The organism is Haemophilus influenzae (assembly GCF_900475755.1).
In the GTDB taxonomy this organism is placed as follows: Bacteria; Pseudomonadota; Gammaproteobacteria; order Enterobacterales; family Pasteurellaceae; genus Haemophilus; species Haemophilus influenzae_D.
Genome location: NZ_LS483411.1, coordinates 950911 through 973455, shown reverse-complemented (window position 1 = coordinate 973455; position 22545 = coordinate 950911). Strand labels below are relative to the sequence as shown.

General features: G+C 37.6%; 20 protein-coding genes. 1 reads left to right on the top strand and 19 read right to left on the bottom strand.

Going from position 1 to position 22545, the window contains the following annotated elements; genetic code table 11:
• Positions 1 to 28 precede the first annotated feature (28 nt).
• The 18 genes from pheA to DQN24_RS04770 form a co-directional block, all read right to left on the bottom strand.
• Entirely contained in the window at positions 29 to 1186 is a 1158-nt protein-coding gene (gene pheA, locus DQN24_RS04855) for a prephenate dehydratase (protein ID WP_021035476.1), read from the bottom strand.
• 126 nt (positions 1187 to 1312) lie between these two features.
• Positions 1313 to 2230 (bottom strand): UDP-3-O-acyl-N-acetylglucosamine deacetylase, encoded by a 918-nt coding sequence (gene lpxC, locus DQN24_RS04850; RefSeq protein ID WP_021035477.1) that lies wholly within the window; start codon positions 2228 to 2230, stop codon positions 1313 to 1315.
• Positions 2231 to 2268: 38 nt separating this feature from the next.
• A complete protein-coding gene (gene ftsZ, locus DQN24_RS04845) occupies positions 2269 to 3534 on the bottom strand; it encodes a cell division protein FtsZ (RefSeq protein WP_111695470.1) in 1266 nt (421 codons plus the stop codon).
• Between the two features lie 83 nt (positions 3535 to 3617).
• The gene (ftsA, locus tag DQN24_RS04840) at positions 3618 to 4895 is read right to left on the bottom strand and encodes a cell division protein FtsA (RefSeq protein ID WP_103745984.1); all 1278 of its coding nucleotides are present in this window, start codon (positions 4893 to 4895) and stop codon (positions 3618 to 3620) included.
• Between the two features lie 18 nt (positions 4896 to 4913).
• Positions 4914 to 5678 carry a cell division protein FtsQ/DivIB gene (locus tag DQN24_RS04835; RefSeq protein ID WP_021035480.1) on the bottom strand — a complete coding sequence of 255 codons (765 nt, stop codon included), beginning with the start codon at positions 5676 to 5678 and terminating at the stop codon, positions 4914 to 4916.
• Positions 5678 to 6598 carry a D-alanine--D-alanine ligase gene (locus tag DQN24_RS04830; protein WP_111695469.1) on the bottom strand — a complete coding sequence of 307 codons (921 nt, stop codon included), beginning with the start codon at positions 6596 to 6598 and terminating at the stop codon, positions 5678 to 5680. The genes DQN24_RS04835 and DQN24_RS04830 overlap by 1 nt, the downstream gene beginning before the upstream one ends.
• 70 nt (positions 6599 to 6668) lie before the next feature.
• The gene (gene murC, locus DQN24_RS04825) at positions 6669 to 8096 is read right to left on the bottom strand and encodes a UDP-N-acetylmuramate--L-alanine ligase (RefSeq protein WP_111695468.1); all 1428 of its coding nucleotides are present in this window, start codon (positions 8094 to 8096) and stop codon (positions 6669 to 6671) included.
• A gap of 97 nt (positions 8097 to 8193) precedes the next feature.
• On the bottom strand, positions 8194 to 9249 hold the full coding sequence (murG, locus tag DQN24_RS04820; RefSeq protein WP_111695467.1) for an undecaprenyldiphospho-muramoylpentapeptide beta-N-acetylglucosaminyltransferase: 1056 nt from the start codon (positions 9247 to 9249) through the stop codon (positions 8194 to 8196).
• Between the two features lie 11 nt (positions 9250 to 9260).
• Positions 9261 to 10445 (bottom strand): putative lipid II flippase FtsW, encoded by a 1185-nt coding sequence (gene ftsW / locus DQN24_RS04815; protein ID WP_021035484.1) that lies wholly within the window; start codon positions 10443 to 10445, stop codon positions 9261 to 9263.
• Positions 10446 to 10466: 21 nt separating this feature from the next.
• Positions 10467 to 11780 carry a UDP-N-acetylmuramoyl-L-alanine--D-glutamate ligase gene (gene murD / locus DQN24_RS04810; protein ID WP_111695466.1) on the bottom strand — a complete coding sequence of 438 codons (1314 nt, stop codon included), beginning with the start codon at positions 11778 to 11780 and terminating at the stop codon, positions 10467 to 10469.
• 112 nt (positions 11781 to 11892) lie between these two features.
• Positions 11893 to 12975, bottom strand: a complete 1083-nt coding sequence (gene mraY, locus DQN24_RS04805; protein WP_005651824.1) for a phospho-N-acetylmuramoyl-pentapeptide-transferase — start codon at positions 12973 to 12975, stop codon at positions 11893 to 11895.
• Positions 12969 to 14342, bottom strand: coding sequence for a UDP-N-acetylmuramoyl-tripeptide--D-alanyl-D-alanine ligase (gene murF / locus DQN24_RS04800; protein ID WP_111695465.1), 1374 nt, complete (start codon positions 14340 to 14342; stop codon positions 12969 to 12971). The genes mraY and murF overlap by 7 nt, the downstream gene beginning before the upstream one ends.
• 13 nt (positions 14343 to 14355) lie before the next feature.
• Positions 14356 to 15822, bottom strand: a complete 1467-nt coding sequence (gene murE, locus DQN24_RS04795; protein ID WP_111695464.1) for a UDP-N-acetylmuramoyl-L-alanyl-D-glutamate--2,6-diaminopimelate ligase — start codon at positions 15820 to 15822, stop codon at positions 14356 to 14358.
• A 9-nt stretch (positions 15823 to 15831) separates the two neighbouring features.
• The gene (locus DQN24_RS04790) at positions 15832 to 17664 is read right to left on the bottom strand and encodes a penicillin-binding transpeptidase domain-containing protein (RefSeq protein ID WP_111695463.1); all 1833 of its coding nucleotides are present in this window, start codon (positions 17662 to 17664) and stop codon (positions 15832 to 15834) included.
• A 12-nt stretch (positions 17665 to 17676) separates the two neighbouring features.
• Positions 17677 to 18000 carry a cell division protein FtsL gene (gene ftsL, locus DQN24_RS04785; protein ID WP_050838306.1) on the bottom strand — a complete coding sequence of 108 codons (324 nt, stop codon included), beginning with the start codon at positions 17998 to 18000 and terminating at the stop codon, positions 17677 to 17679.
• Between the two features lie 2 nt (positions 18001 to 18002).
• A complete protein-coding gene (rsmH, locus tag DQN24_RS04780; protein WP_111695462.1) occupies positions 18003 to 18968 on the bottom strand; it encodes a 16S rRNA (cytosine(1402)-N(4))-methyltransferase RsmH in 966 nt (321 codons plus the stop codon).
• A gap of 30 nt (positions 18969 to 18998) precedes the next feature.
• Positions 18999 to 19454, bottom strand: a complete 456-nt coding sequence (gene mraZ, locus DQN24_RS04775) for a division/cell wall cluster transcriptional repressor MraZ (RefSeq protein ID WP_050847212.1) — start codon at positions 19452 to 19454, stop codon at positions 18999 to 19001.
• A 201-nt stretch (positions 19455 to 19655) separates the two neighbouring features.
• The gene (locus tag DQN24_RS04770; RefSeq protein ID WP_021035491.1) at positions 19656 to 21242 is read right to left on the bottom strand and encodes a carbon starvation protein A; all 1587 of its coding nucleotides are present in this window, start codon (positions 21240 to 21242) and stop codon (positions 19656 to 19658) included.
• A gap of 196 nt (positions 21243 to 21438) precedes the next feature.
• On the opposite strand from DQN24_RS04770, the gene DQN24_RS04765 reads away from it, so the two are divergent.
• The gene (locus tag DQN24_RS04765; protein ID WP_111695461.1) at positions 21439 to 21669 is read left to right on the top strand and encodes a zinc ribbon domain-containing protein; all 231 of its coding nucleotides are present in this window, start codon (positions 21439 to 21441) and stop codon (positions 21667 to 21669) included.
• A 37-nt stretch (positions 21670 to 21706) separates the two neighbouring features.
• Here DQN24_RS04765 and fdhD read toward each other — a convergent pair whose 3' ends face one another.
• On the bottom strand, positions 21707 to 22519 hold the full coding sequence (gene fdhD, locus DQN24_RS04760) for a formate dehydrogenase accessory sulfurtransferase FdhD (RefSeq protein WP_021035493.1): 813 nt from the start codon (positions 22517 to 22519) through the stop codon (positions 21707 to 21709).
• Positions 22520 to 22545 lie beyond the last annotated feature (26 nt).

Here is a 22545-nt window from a genome sequence, read left to right as displayed (position 1 = left end):
AATATTATTTTTATTGACCGCACTTTTTTTACACGCTCACTGGCTTTACAATCTCACTAGGATAACAGCCTAAAATCTTTAAGTAATTACTATAATTTTGTAGTTCTTCCAAAGCCTGTTTCGTATCTGGATGATGGATATTTGCTTCAATTTCTAGATAAAACATTTCTTCCCAAGGCTTACCATAAATCGGTCGAGATTCCAATTTTGTCATATTGATTTGATGCTTTTTAAACACCAATAAAGCATCCACTAATGCGCCAGCTTGCTGTGAAGTTGTCATTAATAATAAAGTCTTTGTGGGTATCTGTGATGAAACTTCACGAGGTTCTTTTGCCACCACAATAAAACGTGTAATATTGTTCTCTTGATTAGCAATATTAGTTTTTAATACACTAAGTCCATACAATTTTCCACCATCTTCATTACCCAATGCTGCAATATTAGGTTTATTCAAACTTGCGACTAATTGCATTGCGTGTGAACTGCTTTCGCAATATTCAATATGCACACGATCAAGACTATGAATAAATTGACTACATTGTTGAATCACTTGAGGATGACTATACAACGTATCAATTTGACTCAAATCTGTTTTATCATTGACAAGCACGCAATGTTTGATTGGATACGCCAACTCTCCCACTAATGATAAATCAGTATGCTGAAGTAAATCATAAACTTCATTAATTGCACCCGATGTTGTATTTTCTAAAGGCAATACACCAAAGTCAGCTTCTCCAGTCTGAACTTTTTCAAATACTTGCTCAAAAGACTGACATCCTAGTTCTACAAATTGTTTTTGATAACGAGCAGCATAATTACGTGCAGCTAAATTAGAATAAGAACCACGTTTACCTAAAAAAGCAATATGTAAATTTTGATTACGTTGTTCATTAAGTTTATTCTGCAAGTAGACTTGCTGGGTCAATACCGAGTCTTCAATGATTTTTTGGAAAATTGAAGTGATATATTGTGCTTCAAGCTGATAATTTTCATTTTCTGCAAATTGCACTAGTTCTTGTAAAAGTTGCTGCTCACGTGCGACATCACGTAAAGCCTTCTGCGTCACTTCTTTGCTTCTTACTACATCAAACGCCAAACGATGACGCTCCGAAAGTAGCTTTAACAAACTACGATCGATTTGCGTAATTTGTTGGCGAATGTCAGATAATTCTAATGCCATAATGCTTCCTTATAAAAAATCCCACGAAATTGACCGCACTTTTAGTAGATTCGCCATTTAAGCACGAGATGAAATAAAAAAGCTATACTTCCTACCAGAAATATAGCTTTTTCAACAATAAAACAATTAAATAAGCACTTGCACTGGAGCAACATACCCTTGTGGCACTTGCGCTTTATCTTCAAAGGTTACAAATTCCCACGCTTCTTGATTTGCTAAAACAGCACGAAGTAACTTGTTATTTAAACCGTGACCTGATTTATAGGCTTTAAAATCACCGATAATGTTATAACCAGCCATATAAAGATCGCCAATTGCGTCTAACATTTTATGACGAACAAGTTCATCTTTAAAGCGTAAGCCATCTTCATTTAAGATTCTATAATCATCAAGAACAATCGCATTATCAAGGCTACCACCTAATGCTAAACCTTGAGATTGAAGATATTCAATATCTTTTATAAAGCCAAAAGTTCTTGCTCGGCTAATTTGATGAACAAATGCTTGGGCGGAAAAATTCATTTCATAGTTACGTACATCTTTGCCAATAGCAGGATGGTCAAAATCAATAGTGAAATCTAAACGAAAACCATTGTAAGGTTTAAATTCAGCCCATTTATCGCCATCTTCAACTCGTACATATTCTTTAATGCGAATAAATTTTTTCGCTGCATTTTGTTCTTCAATTCCCGCATCTAACAACAAATAGATAAACGGACTCGCACTACCATCCATAATTGGAATCTCAGGCGCATCAACCTCGATAATGATATTATCAATACCAAGCCCTGCCAAAGCTGCATTTAAATGCTCAACGGTAGAAATACGTACACCTTGATCATTAATTAGTGCTGTACAGAGCATTGTATCACGCACTGAATTAGGATCGGCAGGAAATGCCACAGCAGGATTTAAATCTGTACGATAATAAACAACACCAGTGTTTGGCATAGCTGGGCGTAAGGTTAATGTCACTTTTTTACCGCTATGCAAGCCAACGCCTGTCACTTTAATACTTTGTTTTAATGTTCTTTGTTTAATCATTCTACTACCTTCATTTACTAGGTATTTTCTGAAACTTATTAATTTTCTTCACGCTGTGCAGGATTAAAGAAATTATTTTTCTTAAATGCTTCCAAGCGATCTGTAATCGGTTTATCTAACGGCCGTTGATATTCTTCTGATGCAGTTCTTGACACTTCAACAGATTCACGACGATGAAGTTCAGGAACAATGTTTACACGCCCTTCGCCTTCAATATTCTGCGTAGAAAGCCCTTGACGAACAACTTGAATTGGCTCATTTCCTGCAATTTCCCCTAGACCAGTTGCCACAATAGTTACACGAATTTCATCGCTCATCTCAGGCACTAAACTCGTACCAACAACAACTGTCGCCTCTTCAGAAGCAAAGCTACCTATTGTCTCACCTATAATGTTAAATTCATCAAAAACTAAATCCATTCCAGCAGTAATATTAACTAAAATACCTTGAGCATTAGAAAGATCTATTTTTTCTAGAAGATCGTTACGTACCGCAAGGCGAGCCGCCTCTTCTGCTCTACCCGCACCAGGTTCTCCCACCGCTGAACCAAAACCTATCATTGCTTGCCCTTGAACGGACATTACCGTTCTTACATCGGCAAAGTCCACATTGATTAAGCCAGGCGATGTAATCATATCCGAAATACCCATAACCGAATTACGTAACACATCGTTTGCAGCAGCAAAAGCCTCTATTAATTTAGCATTTTTAGGGAGAACTTTTTGAATTTGTTGATTCGGAATAATAATCATTGAATCAACATATTGGGATAAATCTTTAATACCAAGCTCTGCAAATTGCATACGTTTTTTGCCTTCAAAAGCAAAAGGTTTAGTCACTACTGCAACAGTTAAAATACCCAGTTCTTTAGCAATTTTAGCAACAACAGGTGCCGCACCCGTACCTGTGCCGCCGCCCATACCTGCTGCAATAAAGACCATATCTGCGCCTTCAAGCATTTTGCGGATTTCATCCTGATCATCTTCAGCTGCTTTACGACCAATATTCGGATTTGCCCCAGCACCTAAACCTTTAGTTGTTTCTCCACCGATTTGTACAGTCTGTTGAACTTGGCTTTTACGCAATGCTTGAGCATCAGTATTGACGGCATAAAATACTATACGACCGTGTTCTTCTGATGTTAATGAATTTTCGCCAACAAAGGTTCCGCCCATTTCTTGTTTTACCATATTCATTACCATATGGTTTACGGCATTACCACCGCCACCGCCTACACCTACGACTTTGATCAGTGCGCCGGATTCGTTAAAATTGTCGTACTCAGGGTACTCTGGGTATAGCATTGATGTTCTCCGTTACTGCCAGATAAGCTGACTAAATATATAAAATATAAATTCTCTTTATTGTAGATGAAAAATTAAAATAATCAAAATTCTGACCGCACTTTATTGACAATTTTTTTAATTCCTTGCCAAATAGACTCAAAGAAAGTTCCTTCAGAATCATCACTTCCTGAAATTAAATCATCGTCACTATTACTGTGATTATATTGCAATAATCCCACCACCGTTGAATATTGTGGACGATTCACATAATCAGTCAAACCAGTAATATTTAATGGGCTTGCTATACGTACTTGGCAATGGAAAACATTTGAAGCGCATTCTTTAAGATCTTCAATCTGCGCTCCACCACCAGTCATAACCACACCCGCAATTAATTCAAATTTAATATGTTTTGCTTCTAATTCAGCTTTTAACTTATCTAATTCATCTTTTACCACACCTAAAAGCTCCGTATAACGAGCCGATGTAATTAAAGATAAATCACTTTTTGTTAATGAACGAGGCGCACGGCCGCCAATACTTGCTACCTCAATTTTTTTATCTCCGTGCAAACGTGCTGGGTAAAATGCACTCGCATAGTTCACTTTAATGCGTTCTGCTTCTGATCGCGAAATTGTACAAGCGTGCGCAATATCATTCGTCACAATATTACCAGCGTAAGGAATTACCTTGCTAAAACGTAATGCGCCATTAGTGTAAACCATCACGTTCATTGTGCCTGCACCAAAATCAATTAGACACACACCGAGATCTTTTTCATCCTCAGTTAGTACAGAATGTGTCGCTGCGAAACCAGAAAAAACCACTTTATCTACTTGTAAACCACAACGTTCAACGGCTTTTTTTAAGTTATTTTGCCAATCTTGATGACAAGCGATCAAATGCACTTGTGCTTTTAAACGCACGCCTTGTAATCCTAATGGATTTTTAATATTCAGCTGACGATCAACAGCATATTCTTGTGGAATAACATGCAATAAAGACAATCCCTCTGGTAATTTTATTGAACTTGCTGTATGAAGTGCCGAATCGATTTCTTCTTGGGTTACTTCACTTTCTGCTATCGGCACAAAACCACTTTCATTAAGGCTTTGAATATGCTCTCCAGTGATCGCCAAAGTCACACTCATAATCTGACAATCAGCCATAGATTCTGCCGCTTCAATAGCACGTTGAATCGATCCCACCACAGCATCAAGATCAGTGATACTGCCACGATCAATCCCTTTAGAAGGACAACTGCCTACACCAAGCACATTCACTACACCATCAGGAAATACTTCGCCAACCACAGCGACCACTTTTGAGGTGCCAACCTCTAAACCTACTATTGTTTTTGCTTCCACACCTTTAACCATTTTCACACCCAGTTATTTTTATCTATCAACCATACCTACAGCGGCACCTGCCGTATATCTTAAATCTATATACTCTATTTTTTTGTTTTCTGGCACATCAATTTGCGGATAAATTGTGACAAATCGCTCAAGTTTTGATTTCCAATCGCCACGACCTAATTTTAGCACAATATCGTTATCAAGCTGGACCTGCCACGCACCGCGATCATCAATATTGACTCCCTTTGCCATTATATTATTTGATTTTAAATTGACATAAATTTGATTCCACGTCTCAATTACCTTCAAACTCTGATAATCGGGTCCGCCCAAATAGGGCAAATTTTTTGCTGTTAAACGTACAGAGGGAAGCTGAAAAACGATACCATCAAGGGTAACAAATTGATTTTGATTCCAAAACGCAACGGGTTGATATTCCGACACCCAAATACTTAAACGATTTGGCCATATTTTTCTTACTATTGCACCTTTAACCCAAGGTAAAGCCTCAATTTGAGCTTGAATCGGTGCCACATCTTGCCCCCAAAATCCTTTTAATTCGCCCATTTTTAATAGGCTTTCTTTAATATCATTATCGGTAGTAAAGGTATTTTGTCCAACAAGTGCAAATGCGCTAATCGGCTTATCATCCATTTTTTCTAAAATGCTTTGCCAATTAAAATAAACACCAAGTAAAAAAAAGACGCCAAGCAATACCGCGAAAGCCCGAATATGAAAATAATATTTAGGCTTTTGTTCTCCAAAACGAATATTCTGCGGCGTTTTTCTTTTCAGAATGTTCATTACACACTTAGCTCCAAGATTTTCACAACAAGCTGTTCAAAAGAAATACCCACGCTTGCGGCAGATTTTGGGAATAAACTATGGCTAGTCATTCCTGGATTAGTATTAACCTCAATCAAACGGAAATTGCCTTTTGCATCACACATTACATCAATACGACTCCAACCACGACATCCCACTGCATCATAAGCACGTTTTACTAATATAGCTAACTCTTGCTCGCGTTCAGGCGTTAAACCTGCTGGGCAGAAATATTGCGTATTATCAGAAATATACTTCGCTTCATAATCATAAAATTCGCCCTGTGGAACAATACGAATTGCGGGTAATACTTGATTGTCAAGCACAGGCACAGTTAATTCATCGCCAGCTAACCACTCTTCAATTAGAATGGTATTATCAAATTTAAGCGCATATTCCACCGCACTTTTTAACTCTTCTACCGCTTTTACTTTCGTTAAGCCAACGCTAGAGCCTTCTAAAGAGGGTTTAACCATTAATGGTAAACCTAATTTTTCCACAACAGCCTGAGGATCTAATTCAGAAAAACTTTCTCGGGTAACCACTTCCATATCTGCAACAGGTAAACCAAAAGCTTTCCACAACATTTTTGTACGCATTTTGTCCATCGTTAATGCAGAAGCCATCACGCCACAACCAGTGTAAGGTAAACCAATTTGCTCTAATAAACCTTGCATTGTGCCATCTTCTCCACCACGACCATGCAAAATATTAAATACTCGATCGAAGCCATCACTTTTCAAATTAGCGACATTATATTCTTTAGGATCAATAGGATACGCATTATAACCTTGATTTAATAATGCTTCTAATACCGTTTTGCCTGAATTGAGGGAAATTTCACGTTCAGCAGATATACCGCCCAATAACACAGCAATTTTTTCTTGTTTTAAGTTCATTTTTTATCCTGTTTTTCTTCTTATGATGATATTTTTCTAATGTTAAGATTTTCAATCAATCCATCTGGCATTAATTCTTCCAAGATTCAGCCAAGCCACGAGAAATTTTACTTACACTGCCCGCACCTTGTGCCAAAATTAAATCGCCATCTTGAATAATTTGATCAAGAACGTCGCCTAATTGTGATGTGTCAGAAACCAAGATTGGATCGATTTTTCCTAAATTTCTAATTGAACGACAAAGTGATTTACTATCAGCTCCAACAATTGGTGCTTCTCCCGCTGCGTACACATCAAGCATAATTAATGCGTCCACTTGCGAAAGCACTTGTACAAAATCATCAAATAAATCACGAGTACGAGAATAACGATGCGGTTGGAAAATCATCACAATTCGTTTATCTCCCCAGCCTTCTCGCGCGGCTTTAATCGTTACACCGACTTCTGTTGGATGATGACCATAATCATCAACTAAACGCACCTTACCATTTGGACGAATAAATTCGCCTAGCTGATCAAAACGACGACCTGCACCTTGGAAATCGGCAAGGGCTTCTAAAATTGCCTCGTTAGCAATCCCCTCTTCTTTTGCGACAGATAACGCTGCCGTTGCATTTAACGCATTATGTTTTCCAGGAACGTTGAGCAATACATTAATACGTTCATTATCTGGGCAAATCACAGTGTAGTGACCTTGAAAACCCGTTTGTTCATAATCTTCAATACGATAATCTGCCTGTTCACTGAAACCGTATGTAATCACTTGGCGACCAACTTTGGGAATAAGTTCCATTAAAACAGGATCATCAGCGCACATCACAGCTAAACCATAAAATGGTAAATTGTGTAGGAACTTCACATAGGTAGCTTTCATTTTTTCGAAATCGCCTTCGTAAGTATCCATATGGTCTGGTTCCATATTAGTTACAACAGATACCATTGGTTGTAAATGCAAAAATGACGCATCACTTTCATCCGCTTCGGCAATTAAATAACGACTTGCCCCTAAATGTGCATTCTTACCCGCCGATTTCACTAAACCGCCATTGACAAAAGTCGGATCAAGTTTAGCTTGTGTATAAATCATTGAAATCATAGCTGTTGTTGTTGTTTTTCCGTGCGTTCCTGCAACAGCAATACCATGACGAAAACGCATAATCTCAGCCAACATTTGCGCTCGTTGAATCACTGGAATGCGTTTTTGTTTCGCTGCAATAAGCTCTGGGTTATCATCTTTTATTGCACTAGACACAACAACAACACTCGCACCCTCAATATGTTCTTCTGCGTGACCAATGTAGATTTTTGCCCCAGCTTGAGCTAAACGTTGAGTGACTACACCATCGGCAATATCTGAACCTGAAATTTGATAACCTTCATTTAATAAAATTTCTGCAATGCCGCTCATTCCCGCGCCACCAATGCCAATGAAATGAATTTGCTGTACACGACGCATTTCAGGGATAATTTTTCTAATTTCTTCGTGGGAATGCTTCATTTATTTTTCCTTTTCTCCCAAATGACAAAACTCAACTAAAAGTGCGGTTAAAATTCGCAACGTTTTCTTATTTCTAATCATTAGAACACAGCAAGTCCTAGCTTGAATATTGTTTAATTACTTCAGCTACACGTTGTGCCGCATTAGGCATCGACATTGTTTTCGCTTTCAATGCCATCTGCAATAAATTTTCACGAGTAAAATTTTTTAAATAATTCACTAGAATTTCAGGCGTTAAATCTGCCTGTTCTATAATTTTCGCCGCACCAACATCTGATAAATATTTCGCATTTAAATATTGTTGGCGATCTTTATGTTGGAATGGTACAAAAATTGCTGCGGCTCCCACTGCCGCAATTTCACATACGGTTAATGCGCCAGAACGACAAATAATCACATCAGCCCAAGCATAAGCCTCAGCCATATTATCAATAAATTCTGTGACTTTAACTTTCTCTTGATGCTCGCCATAAAGTTGGCTGACTTCTTCTACCGCACCTTTGCCTACTTGATGACGAATCTCTAATTTATCTGCAAGCTGCGCCACCACTTTGGGCAAAGTATGATTAAGTACTCTCGCCCCTTGGCTACCACCAACAACTAAGACACGTAATTTTTCCTCACGATCCGAGAAACGAATATCAGGATTTGGCATCTCAAATAAATCTTCTCGGACGGGGTTTCCTACCACTTCAGCATTAGAAAAAGCGGTTGGAAATGCCTGCAATACACAGCTTGCAATTTTACCTAATAATTTGTTCGTTAAACCCGCAATCGCATTTTGTTCATGTAAAATTATTGGTACACCACAAAGTTTTGCCGCTACGCCAGCAGGACCCGAAACATAGCCCCCCATACCAAGTACAGCGTCAGGCTTTTCTTCTTGAATAATTTTTTTTGCCTGCAACACCGCACGAAGAATAGTAAAAGGCGCGTTAAATAAAGCCTTTATGCCCTTACCACGCAAGCCAGAAATTTGAATAAATCGAATAGGAATAGCATACTTTGGTACAAGCTGAGCTTCCATTCTATCTTTCGTGCCTAACCAGCAAATATCCCATTCTTGTTTTTGTAAAGTTTGAGCAACCGCAATAGCAGGAAAAATATGACCACCAGTACCACCCGCCATCACTAATAATTTTTTCTTTTTCATCTTTTCTATCTCTAATCATCACGCAAGCGCGCTTGACCTATACGAAATAAACGATTTTCGTGATCAATTCGCAATAAAATACCAATGGTGGCGGACATAATGATAATACTCGAACCACCATAACTCACGAGTGGAAAGGTTAAACCTTTAGTTGGTAACATTCCAAGCGCCATACCTAAATTAACAAAGCCTTGAAAGAAAATCCAAAAACCAATACCTAATGCAAAAAAACCTCGAAAACGTTGTTCTAACATTAAGGATTCTCGTCCAATTTTCATTGCACGAAAAATTAATAAACCTAATAAAAGAATAACAATAAATATACCGATAAATCCAAATTCTTCGCCGATAATCGCCATAATGAAATCGGTATGTGCTTCAGGCAGATAATCTAATTTTTGAATTGAATTACCTAATCCTTCTCCAGTAATTTCTCCTCGACCAAACGCTATAAGAGAATTTGTTAGTTGAAATCCCGTACCATAAGGATCTTTAAAGGGTTCTAAAAAACCTGTAAATCGCTTGAGGCGATAAGAAGCTGTCAATACAAGCCAAACGAATAAAATGCCTCCTAGAGCGATTAATCCTACAAACTGTAAAATTTTTGCCCCCACGATAAAAAGCATCCCAGACATAATAATAAATAGCACGACTGTACTACCTAAATCAGGTTGTAATAAAAGAAAACAACCTAATACAAGCATAACAATAAACGGTTTAAAAATACTAACATGTTGTGACCGCACTTCATCATAACGACGAGTAAAATAGCTTGCTAAAAAACAAGTGAGTGCTAATTTTGCAAATTCTGCAGGTTGAAAGTTTAAGATCCCCAATGAAATCCAACGTTTTGCACCATTAACCGATGTACCAATAAAGGGAACAAGCAATAATAATATGACGGAAAATAAGAAAATTTTAGCGTGCCATTTTTCCCATTGCGAAGAAGAAATTTGTAATGAAATATAACAAGTTAGCAAAGAAAGTAGCACATAAATAGCATCGCGTTTTGCAAAGTAAAAAGGATCATTAAATAAACGAGAGCTATAAGGAATAGAAGCAGATGTTACTGCCACTAAACCAATTAAAAGCAAAATAACAAATAACCAAAATAGTGCGCGATCATACAACAAACCTTGAGGTGTGATGCGTGTCCATTCATCGTAATTTTTTTTGATATTTTGTAAAAATTCCATCTTATTTCGTGAGTGACTAAATTAGGTTAAACATTGAGCTAAACGCGTAAATTCTTCGCCGCGCTTTTCAAAAGAAGTAAACTGATCGAGACTTGCACAAGCAGGCGACAATAATACCATATCTCCGCTTTGCAATGTTGGACGTAAAAACGCGATGGCTTGTTCCATTGTTTCAAACAAATAGCTTTGTGATGAAAGTTTTGCAAGCTGCGCACCATCTCGACCAAAACAATAACAAATAATGTGTGGTTGATTAATTAATGCAGCCAATTCTGAAAAATCAGCCCCTTTTCCATCTCCACCTAACAACAAATGCAATTTACCCTCAACATAAAGCCCAGCCAATGCGGCAACAGTGCTGCCTACATTTGTCGCTTTAGAATCATTAATCCAACGAATGCCATTGGCTTGATGCGCTAATTGAAAACGATGATCTAATCCTTTGAAATGACGAAGTGCGGTACGAATTGCATCTAAATTAATACCGACAGCTTGTGCCAATGCTGTTGCTGCCAAAATGTTCATATAATTATGGCGACCCACCAATGTGGCTTCTTCACAAGGTAAAATCACTTCATCTTTTGCCATTAAGTATTGCTTGCCGTTTTCCGTTTTTAGCCAAAAATCCGCACCATTTTCTGCAAAAGAAACAATTTGTTTCGCTTGATTTTCGCCTTCACCAAAAGTCAGCTTATCCTCATTATTTAAAACTCCGACCTCAGCATTATGATAAATACGTAATTTTGCTTGGCGATAATCTTCTAAATCTACATAGCGATCCATATGATCTTCAGTCACGTTCAAAACAGTTGCAGCCGCAGCTTTTAAGCTGTAAGTTGTTTCAAGTTGAAAACTAGAAAGCTCTAATACATAAAGTTCACAATCTTCATTCAACAATGACAAAGCGGGAATGCCAATATTTCCACCCATACCAACTTTTACGCCAGCAGCTTTCGCCATTTCATAAACTAAAGTCGTTACAGTACTTTTTCCATTTGAACCTGTAATCCCCACAATTGGCTTTGTCGCCGCACGGCAGAATAATTCAATGTCGCCTATTACTTCCACTCCCGCTTTAAGTGCGGTTTGAATTTCTGGTGTTTTTACCGCAAGTCCTGGGCTAATAACAATCATATCGCTTTCAAGTAACCATTCCTGATTTAAACTACCAGTATGAAGAGGGATATTTTTAGGAAGTTTATCAATACCAGTAGGATTTTTTCGGGTATCAATCACACGAATATTAGCCTGTTGGGATAAGAGATAATCCACACAAGAAAGACCTGTTTTGCCAAGCCCAATGATCGTAATATTTTTGTTTTGATAGGCGTTCATTTTATTTCTTCTTAATTACTATAAGTTTTAAATTTTGCTGATGGGAATATCAATTTATAACGTAAAAAGCTCGCTCTTTCAAAAACTGAAAGAGCGAACCTCACAACATTTATTAACGCAACTTCAAGGTGACTAATCCCATCAACACTAACATTAAGGAAATAATCCAAAACCGAATAATCACTCTTGGTTCTGGCCATCCTTTCAATTCAAAATGATGATGAATCGGTGCCATTCTAAAAATGCGTTGTTTGCGTAACTTATAAGAACCCACTTGCAAAATAACAGAGAGTGCTTCAACAACAAATACGCCACCCATTATCACAAGCAAAAATTCCTGACGAACAAGAATTGCTACGACACCCAGCGCACCACCTAATGCAAGAGAACCCACGTCTCCCATAAATACTTGAGCAGGATAAGTATTAAACCATAAGAATCCCAAACTCGCGCCAACAATAGCTGTACAGAACACCACCACTTCGGAACTGTATTTAATATACGGAATATGCAAATATTCTGCGAAATTCACGTTACCTGTAGCCCAAGCAATTAAAGCAAACGCACCTGCAACAAGTGCTGTTGGCATAATCGCTAATCCATCTAAACCATCGGTTAAATTCACTGCATTACCTGTGCCAACAATCACAAAGTAGGACAATACGATATAGAACAAACCTAATTGAGGCATAATATCTTTAAAGAATGGAATCACTAAACGGGTTGCATCGGTGTCGTGACCAAGCCAATAAAGCCAAAGGATTGCCACTAATGCCACCACAGACATCCAGAAATATTTCCAACGAGCAATTAAACCATCTGTATTTTTACGGGTAATTTTACGGAAATCATCCACAAAACCAATTGCGCCATATCCAAATAATACAAATAAGCAAACCCAAATATACGGATTCGCAAGATTTGCCCATAATAACGTACTTACGCCAATAGAGAATAAAATCATCACACCGCCCATAGTAGGTGTGCCTTTTTTTGCAAAGTGACTTTCAGGGCCATCATTTCGCACTTCTTGACCAAATTTTAAGATCTGCAAACGTTTGATCACTTTAGGGCCAATCCAGAGGGAGATAAAAAGTGCAGTTAATAATGCAAGAATTGCACGGACGGTAATATAAGAAATCGCATTAAAGGCGGTTTCGTAACGAACAAGATATTCAGCAAGCCAGACTAACATTTAATTTTATCCTTTAATGAATAGATCACATCTTCCATTTTCATTGAGCGTGAGCCTTTTCCTAGCACCACGACTTTTTTATTTTGTTGTAATTGGTTTTCAATAAGTGGAACTAAAAAATCCACCATTTCAGTTTTATCCGTAAAATGCTTACCCAAAACAGCCTCAGAAATGACCGCACTTTCATTGCCATAAGAACAAACTAAATCTAAATTTGACGATTTAACATATTGTCCAACTTCACGATGAATAGCGAGAGAATTATCGCCCAATTCTTTCATATCTGCGACACATAGAATACGGAAAGCATCATAACTTTTTAGGACATCAATCGCCGCACAGAGAGAATCTTTATTTGCGTTATAAGTATCATCTAACAATAATAAATTAGGCGTTACTTGAATAGGGAATAAACGTCCTTTCACTTGTGAACGTTGTTCTAATCCAGCTTTGACATCGGCAAGCGTAGCACCAACATTCATCGCTAGTGCGGTAGCAGCTAAAGCATTTTTTACATTATGCTCTCCAAGATAAGGAAAACTAATATCAATTTCGCCTTGCGGAGAAACTAACGTAAAGGTTGAACCTTGTTCGTTACCTTGAACATTTTTGACAGAATAATCCTTGCCGTTGAAATATTGAATGGCGTGATTGCTGATTTCTTTTTGCCAAATAGCTAAGTGATTATGTTCAGCATTGATAATCGCTACACCATTTTTTGTTAAACCTCGATAAATCTCGCCTTTTGCTTGAACAACCCCCGCTAAAGAACCAAACCCCTCTAAATGTGCGGGTGCAATATTATTAATCAATGCGGCATTAGGTTGAACTAATTTTGTGGTGTAATTGATTTCATTTTGATGATTAGCACCAAGTTCAATCACAGCAAAACGATGCTTTTCTGTTAAGTGCAGCAGGGTTAAAGGCACACCAATGTCGTTATTGAAATTACCATTAGTAAAAAGTACCGCCTCTGGATTACCAGCAGTATGCTGCAAAATACTTGCGGTCATTTCTTTTACCGTAGTTTTACCAGAAGAGCCTGTCATCGCCACAATACGCGGATTAATTTTCTCGCGTAACCATTTTGCAAGCTCGCCCAAAGCAATACGAGTATCTTTAACCACAAGTTGTGGAATAGAAATGGAAGAATTTTCTTGCTGAACAACAAGTGCGAGCGCACCTTGTGCTACCGCTTGTTCAAGATATTGATGAGCATCAAATTTTTCGCCTTTCAAAGCAAAAAATAAGCTATTTGATATGCTTTTTCGAGTATCTGTATTAATTTCTTCAACTTGCACATTTTCATCGCCAATTAATTTAGCTTGAAGAATCTGTGCAAGTTGTACAGTAGAGAGTTTAATCATAATTGAGTGATGATTATTTTAAGAAATCAAGTGCAATTTCTTGGTCGGAAAAATGCACAACTTCCGAACCAATAATTTGATAATGTTCGTGCCCCTTTCCAGCAATTAAAATCACATCATTTTCTACCGCACTTTCAATCGCAAACTGGATTGCCTGTGCACGATCAGGAATAATCCCCACCTTTTCCATATTTTTAAAGCCTGCGACAATATCTGCTTCAATTTGGTTTTGTGATTCTGTTCGTGGATTATCTTTTGTCACAATAATCTTTTCAGCAAACTGCTCTGCAACCTGTGCCATTAACGGACGTTTGCCTCTATCACGGTCTCCGCCACAACCAAAGATGCACCATAATTCGCCTTGGCAATGTTCACGCGCAGCAATCAACGCTTTTTCTAACGCATCTGGTGTATGCGCATAATCTACAATAACGGTTGGTTTATTTGGATATTGAATCATTTCCATTCTTCCACATACTCCTTTTAAAGATTTCGCCGTAGCGAGTAAATTTTCCAATGGGTAACCAAACGATAACAACGTGGTCATTACTAATAATAAATTACTTACATTAAAAGCACCAATTAATGGGCTATGCAAAACGCCATTACCCCAGCTAGATTCAAAAGTAATATCTGCACCTTTAAAATGATAATGGATATTTATTGCTTTCATCCATTGATGTGAACCTACTTTAAAATCCGCATTCATACTTACGGCAATAGCATCAGGTAATTCAGTTAGCCATTGGTGTCCAATTTCATCATCAGCATTAATCACTTTAATTTGGGTATCTAATTCAGTAAACAAGCGTTTCTTCGCCGCAGCATAATTTTCCATAGATTGATGATAATCTAGATGATCACGGGTTAAATTCGTGAAAATTGCTGCTTTAAAATGCAAGGCTTCTACACGATGCTGCGCCAAACCGTGTGATGAAACTTCAATAGAGGAAAAATCTGCGCCTGCTTGCTTGAAATTTGAAAGGGACGATTGAATTTCCACTGCTGAACCAGTTGTATTTTTAGCTTCTATAACTTGACCTAAAAGCCCATTACCAATGGTTCCCATCACTGCCGAACGATGACCTAATAATTCCGCCCATTGCACTAATAATTGAGAAATAGTGGTTTTGCCATTTGTCCCTGTTACACCAACAAGGGTTAAATTTTTAGAGGGCGAATCATAAAAAACATCAGCTAAGGACGAAAGATGACGTGCAAGTTGATAATATTTCACTACGGGAACATTCCCAATAAATGCGACAGTTAAATGCTCGCTAGATAATTCTGTCTCAGACACCACCGCACTCGCACCAGAATGAATAGCAGAATCAATAAATTGATTTCCATCCACCTGATGACCTTTTATCGCCACAAAAAGATCGCCAGCTTTAACCTTACGGCTATCTAACACCATATGATGGAGTTCTATATCATTCTTTAATTCAGGCAAATTAAAAAGTGCGGTGAGTTTTTTCATAATTTTTCCTTAATTCACTTTTTGATTCTTGTGATCGCCAATATAAACAATACGTTTTGTAGTTTTCGTTGTTGTGTTTTCAGCTGCTTCAGCATCTTGCGGAATAGCATTTGCACGTAACGCATAGCCCATAATGCTAGAGAATACAGGGGCAGAAACCGCACCACCATAATATTCGCCTGCTTTTGGATCATTGATCAAAATCACTAAGGCATAACGAGGGTCACTAATTGGTGCAATACCCGCAGTAAATGCCACATATTTATTTACATAATGTCCATTTTCAATCTTACGTGCTGTACCTGTTTTCACGCCAACACGGTAACCTTCCACCATTGCGCGTTTATTTTTAATTGCTACTTTCTCTAAAATCCCCACAATATCTTTAGTTATTTTTTCAGAGAAAACGCGTTTCCCAATAACTGGCGGATCAACTTTAGTGATAGAAAGCGGGCGATAAACACCAAAACTACCAAGAGTTGCATAGGCACGAGCAATTTGTAAAGGTGTCGCAGTAATACCATAACCATAAGCAACTGTTGCACGTTCAATATCTGCCCAGCGTTTACGATTTGCATTCAAAATCCCAACTTGTTCGCCGATCAAACCTAAATCTGTCGGTTTACTTAAACCTGCATTTTGATAAGTTTCCATTAATGCACTAGGTGGCATACGCAATGCAAGACGACTTACACCACGGTTACTAGAGTTCATTAAAATCTCGTCTAAAGTTTGTTGAGCACGTGGTGCAACATCCACAATTTCTTTACCGCTTAATTTAAAGGACGTGGTATTAATAATTTCATCTCGTTTAACGACACCTCGTTGAAGTGCGGTTAAAACAACGAAAGGTTTTACCGTAGAACCTGGCTCAAACGTATCGGTGATTGCGCGGTTACGCATTAACTCTGATTTTACGCCGACACGGTTGTTTGGATTATAAGAGGGCGCAGTCGCCATAGCTAACACTTCCCCTGTTCGAACATCAACTAACACCGCAGTACCAGACTCAGCATTATTCTCAGCCACCGCCTTTTTAATCTCACGATACACCATAGATTGCAATTTTTCATCGATACTTAAGGTAACATCTTGTGCATCATATTTTTTCTCATCGGAGATATGTTCAACAATATTTCCACGTTTATCTTTACGAACAGTACGTGAGCCATCTTTACCAACAAGTATTGAATTAAAACTTTTCTCAATGCCTTCAATACCATTTCCATCAATATCCGTATAACCCACCACGTGTGCAGCTTCTTCTACACGAGGATAAAAACGACGATGCTCAGTTTCTAAAATGATTCCCTTAATTTTTAATCTACGAATATAGTTAGCTTTATTTGATTCAACTTGACGCGCTAAATACAAATAACCAGATTTAGCATTTTTCTCAATTTTTTTCACTAAATCATTTTCGGTCATACCTAATTCTTGGGCTAAAGCTGAAATTCGTTCTTTATCCGCAATCGAATTTTCCTTCAACATCGTTTTTGGATCTGCCACAATCGCGCTCATCGGCACGCTTACAGATAAAAGCTGACCATTACGATCTAAAATAGAACCACGCACAGATAATACTTCATCTTTACGCAAAGAACGCTTATCCGCTTCACTCGATAACGTATCGGCATTAATAGATTGAACATAAGCTGCTCGCGCGACTAAAGCGCACAGACCGAGTAAAATAAGAACCGTCGAAAGCATATAACGTCCACGCATAAAGCATTTTTCAAACAGCTTTTGAGGTTTGTTTTGCTTTACAGTTTCAGGTGCAGTCAATTTTCTAATTGTTTTTTTCGACTTACCTGATTTACGCGGGGAATTAAATTTCACCATCTTTTTTACCTATTATTCTCTAATTTCAACTTCTTGCTCTGAAGAAACAACTTTCATTTTTAATGTACTAATCGCAATAGATTCTACACGCGTACTATCCCCTTCCGTAGCTTCCTGCACTTGTAAATTACGGTATTCATTCTCAAGTGCTTGACGCTGTAAAATTAACATTCCATTTTCAGAAATTAGTTGGCGAGTTTTATGGGTTATCCAAATCGTTCCCATTGCAGAAACTAAAATCCCCATTAACAGCAACACCACTAATTTATTTGAAGAAAATAAATCTTCGACTAAAATTTGCTGTAACGGATAACGAGGCTTATTATTTTCAGACATCGCTAAATTCTCTCCGCGACACGCAATACTGCACTTCTTGAACGAGGATTTGCTTGAATTTCTACATCACTTGGCTGAATGGCTTTACCAATAATTCTTAATTTTTGATTACGCTGAATTTGATCTTCTCGCAACGGTAAACCTTTAGGAATATCCTCGCCCTTACTTTGTTTTTTCATAAAATGTTTCACCATTCTATCTTCTAAAGAATGGAAACTTATAATTGATAAACGCCCTTCTGGTGCTAACATATCTAACGCAGAATTAAGCAGACTTTCTAATTCATCTAATTCCGAATTAATAAAAATACGAATGGCTTGGAAACTACGCGTCGCAGGATGTTTATATTTATCTTTAAAAGGAACTGCCTGTGAAATAAGCTCCGCCAATTGACTAGTACGTGATAAAAATTCTGTGCCATTTTTTACCGCACTTTTGTTGTAATCAACAATAGCGGTGGCAATACGTTTAGCAAAACGCTCTTCGCCAAAAGTTTTCAACACCCAAGTTAAATCCTCAATGGACACTTGTTTTAACCATTCTTCGGCAGATAAACCTTGAGTTGTATCCATACGCATATCAAGCGGCCCATCTTTCATAAAACTAAAACCACGTTCCGCTTCGTCAAGTTGAGGGGAAGACACACCAAGATCAAGCAAAATACCGTCAATTTTGCCCACTAAATTTAATTTGTCACAAATTTCAGGAATATGAGAAAAGCTGTTATGTTCAATCTGAAAACGTGAATCTTGAATTTTTTGTGCTTCTGCAATAGCATGAGGATCGCGATCTACAGCAATCAAACGACCATTAGAGGAAAGTTGAGAAAGGATAAGCCGAGAATGCCCCCCACGCCCAAAAGTACCATCAATATAAATGCCATTCTCCTTCAATGCTAAGCCATTCACGGCTTCGTGAAGTAAAACTGTAATATGTTCAGATGAAGAAAAAGAATTTTCGCTATTCATAAATTTAAGATAAAAGTACTACATTATTTTCTATAATGAGAAATCATTTAACGCATCAACAGCAAAATCTGCGCTGGAGCCAATTTCTATATCCTCTGCAATTTGAGTATGCCATTCTACATCGCTCCAAATTTCAAATTTATTAAGTTGCCCTACCAACATTAAACCTTTTTCTAATTTTGCGTGTTGGCGTAACAAGCTACCAAGTAAAATACGGCCTTGAGAATCCATCTCACATTCAGTGGCATGGCCAAGCATTACTCTTTGCAAACGACGTTGGGTAGGATCAAAGTTAGAAAGTGCGAGAAGTTTTTGTTCGATTTTTTCCCATTCATCAAGGGGATAAAGTAAAAGACAGGATTGGCGAATATCTACAGTACAAACCATTTGCCCTTGGTTCTTTTCAAGAATTTCAGCGCGATAGCGAGTTGGGATCGCTACACGTCCCTTAGAATCTAAATTAACCGCCGTTGCACCACGAAACATATTACACCTTAAAAATTGAACTTATTTTTAGAAAATCTCTAAAAATCTCCACAAAACACCACTTTTCTCCACTTCTAGCAAGTTTATAATTTGTTCGCTCAACTTGCAAGTAATTCCACATTAAAGCAACTGATTTTTATCGAAATAAAAAAGCCGTTTGAATAAACAATTCAAACGGCTTTTTTCATCAAATTTTATTGACTAATTATTTATATAAGCTTCTTCATCTCGCGTACCTAATGGTTTAAGCATTGTGAAGAACAATACGATACAAACGATGGTTGTTGCTAAACCAAGATACACAGAAAGCTGATAATCTAAGCCGAAACCAATTTTGTTGTAGAACAAATAAGTTGTACATACTGTTGTGATAAACCACGCAGGAAGAGACGCAACCCAGTGGAATTTATGATAACGATATAAATATGCCGCTGCAGTCCATAACATTACCATTGCTGTCATTTGGTTTGCCCAAGTGAAATAACGCCATAATACGCTGAAATCAATGGTTGAAATAAAATAACCTAATACAAACAACGGCACAGCAATTAATAAACGTTTAGGTAATGAACGTTGATCAACATTAAAAATTTCGGCTATCTGTAAACGCGCAGCACGGAATGCAGTATCGCCAGAAGTAATAGGAAGAACAATCACGCCTAATATGGCAAAAATACCACCAATAAAACCTAAGAAATGTAACGAACTATCATACACAACTTTAGATGGAGAACCTGCTGAAATTGCATCTTGTAACGCTTGTGGATTTTCATAGAATGCAAGACCAACCATACACCATACTAATGCAATTACCCCCTCAGTAATCATTGCACCGTAGAAAATGAAGCGACCTTCACTTTCATTTTCTGTACAACGTGCCATTAATGGAGTTTGCGTTGCGTGGAAACCTGATAATGCGCCACAAGAGATAGTTAAGAATAAAAGTGGCCAAATTGGAACATCACCTTTCACTTGGAAATTTTGTGTAAATTTCGCCCAAGTTAAACCCTCGCCATCAGCATTGATTGTACGGAAAAACTCAATTGGATCTGTTGCACTAAAATGTGAAACAACTAATCCGTATACCATACCAACTGACATAAAGAGTAATAACGCACCAAAGAGTGGATAAATTCGACCAATAATCTTATCAACTGGAAGTAAGGTTGCAAGAATATAATAAGCAAAAATAATCGCTGTCCACACAGCAACCACTGTTGCTTTATCCATTCCCCATACTTTAATCCCACCAGCTTCAACAGAATGATGAACTGCCTCTGCATCACCAAGCACTAACGCACCTTGCGAAGCACCAAATACATCCATTGTAATGGTACCCATCAATTGAGCTGGGCTTGCCACAAACACAACACCGACAAGTAAAAGCAACACAAGTGCTAATGTATTGATAAAGACTTTAACGGGACGACCTAAAAACTTACCCGCCAAATATGGCATTGTTGCACCACCGTGACGAATACTTAACATACCACAGAAATAATCGTGTACTGCGCCAGCAAAAATACAACCAATAACAATCCAAAGCATTGCAACAGGTCCATACAATGCACCAAGAATAGGGCCAAAAATAGGGCCTGTTCCCGCAATATTTAATAATTGAATTAGCCAAATTTTCGTTTTAGACATTGGCATATAGTCCACACCATCATTTACTTGGTAAGCAGGTGTTTGACGTTTTGGATTAATCACAAAAATTTTTTCGATAATTTTTCCATAAATAAAGTAACCGATAATCAACACGGCTACACAAAAGAAAAACCATAACATAGGAAGGCTCCTCAAAAAATAAAGTAAAGGTATTTATATGCCCTAAACAAGCGGCTGTATTCTATTTCAAATTACGTCAAATAAAAAATTGAATTTAAAGATTTTTATAAGATTTGTGACTTGTATCACATTTGTAAAATCTAAAACATCTATTAAAATACTAACAAATAAGTAATTGAATAGGTATAGAGCAAATATGTCCTTAACAAGATGCCCCGAATGCAGAAAAAAGATTAGTGAAAATGCAGAAAATTGCCCTAATTGCGGTTTTTCTTTCAAACAAAAAGATCTAGAGATTTACAAACAAAGATTAGAAGCTCTACGCTTACATAATGAAGAAGTCAATCGTAAAAGCACAAAACTACACATAACTTGGTTTTGCATCTTTGCAATTTTTATCGCAGTCACAAGCTGGATGGTAAATTAATCAACAACAAAACCTCAAATCACTCTCTTGATTGGGGTTAATTGTGAAGTCGTTGATGCCCACTATAAATATTTCCTTTTCCTTCCCTAGCAAAACCAATTAAAGTCAAATTATGTTTCTCTGCCATTGTTACTGCTAAATCCGTTGCGGCGGAAATCGTGACTAACATCTCCACCCCGCAAGCCACTGTTTTTTGCACCATTTCATAACTCGCTCGACTGGAGGCTAAAATAAAACCTCTAGGCTTACCCAATTTTGCGTGCCAACCAAGCAATTTATCTAACGCAACGTGGCGACCTACATCTTCGTAAATAGCTAACATATTTCCATATAAATCGAAAAATGCACAAGCATGGGTAGCACCAGTTTTACATCCAAGTAATTGATTTTTTTGAAGATCAATAAGACAACTATCTAGCAAATTTAAATCAAATTGAAAAGTACAGTCTAATTTTGGAAAAGTTTTATATACTTGATTCAATTGTTCTGTACCACAAATACCACAACCAGTACGCCCCGTAAGATTACGACGATGCTCTTTTAATGCCATAAATTTACGGCTAGAAAGTTCAATTTGCACTTCAATACCATTGCAAACTTCTACAAGATCAATACCATAAATATCTTCTGGTTGATTGATAATTCCCTCTGTTAGAGAAAAGCCTAAAGCAAAATCCTCTAAATTGTTTGGGGAACACATCATAACTGCGTGAGAAATGCCGTTATATACCAAAGAAACTGGCATCTCAACAGCCAGTATGTCCTCTTTTTGTTGTAAAAGTGCGGTCAATTTTTCTGTATTTTTTATCTTTCTAAAAAAGTTGATAGTTTGTCGAATCCAGCACTGCATTTATTACCTGCCCATCAGTTAAATGT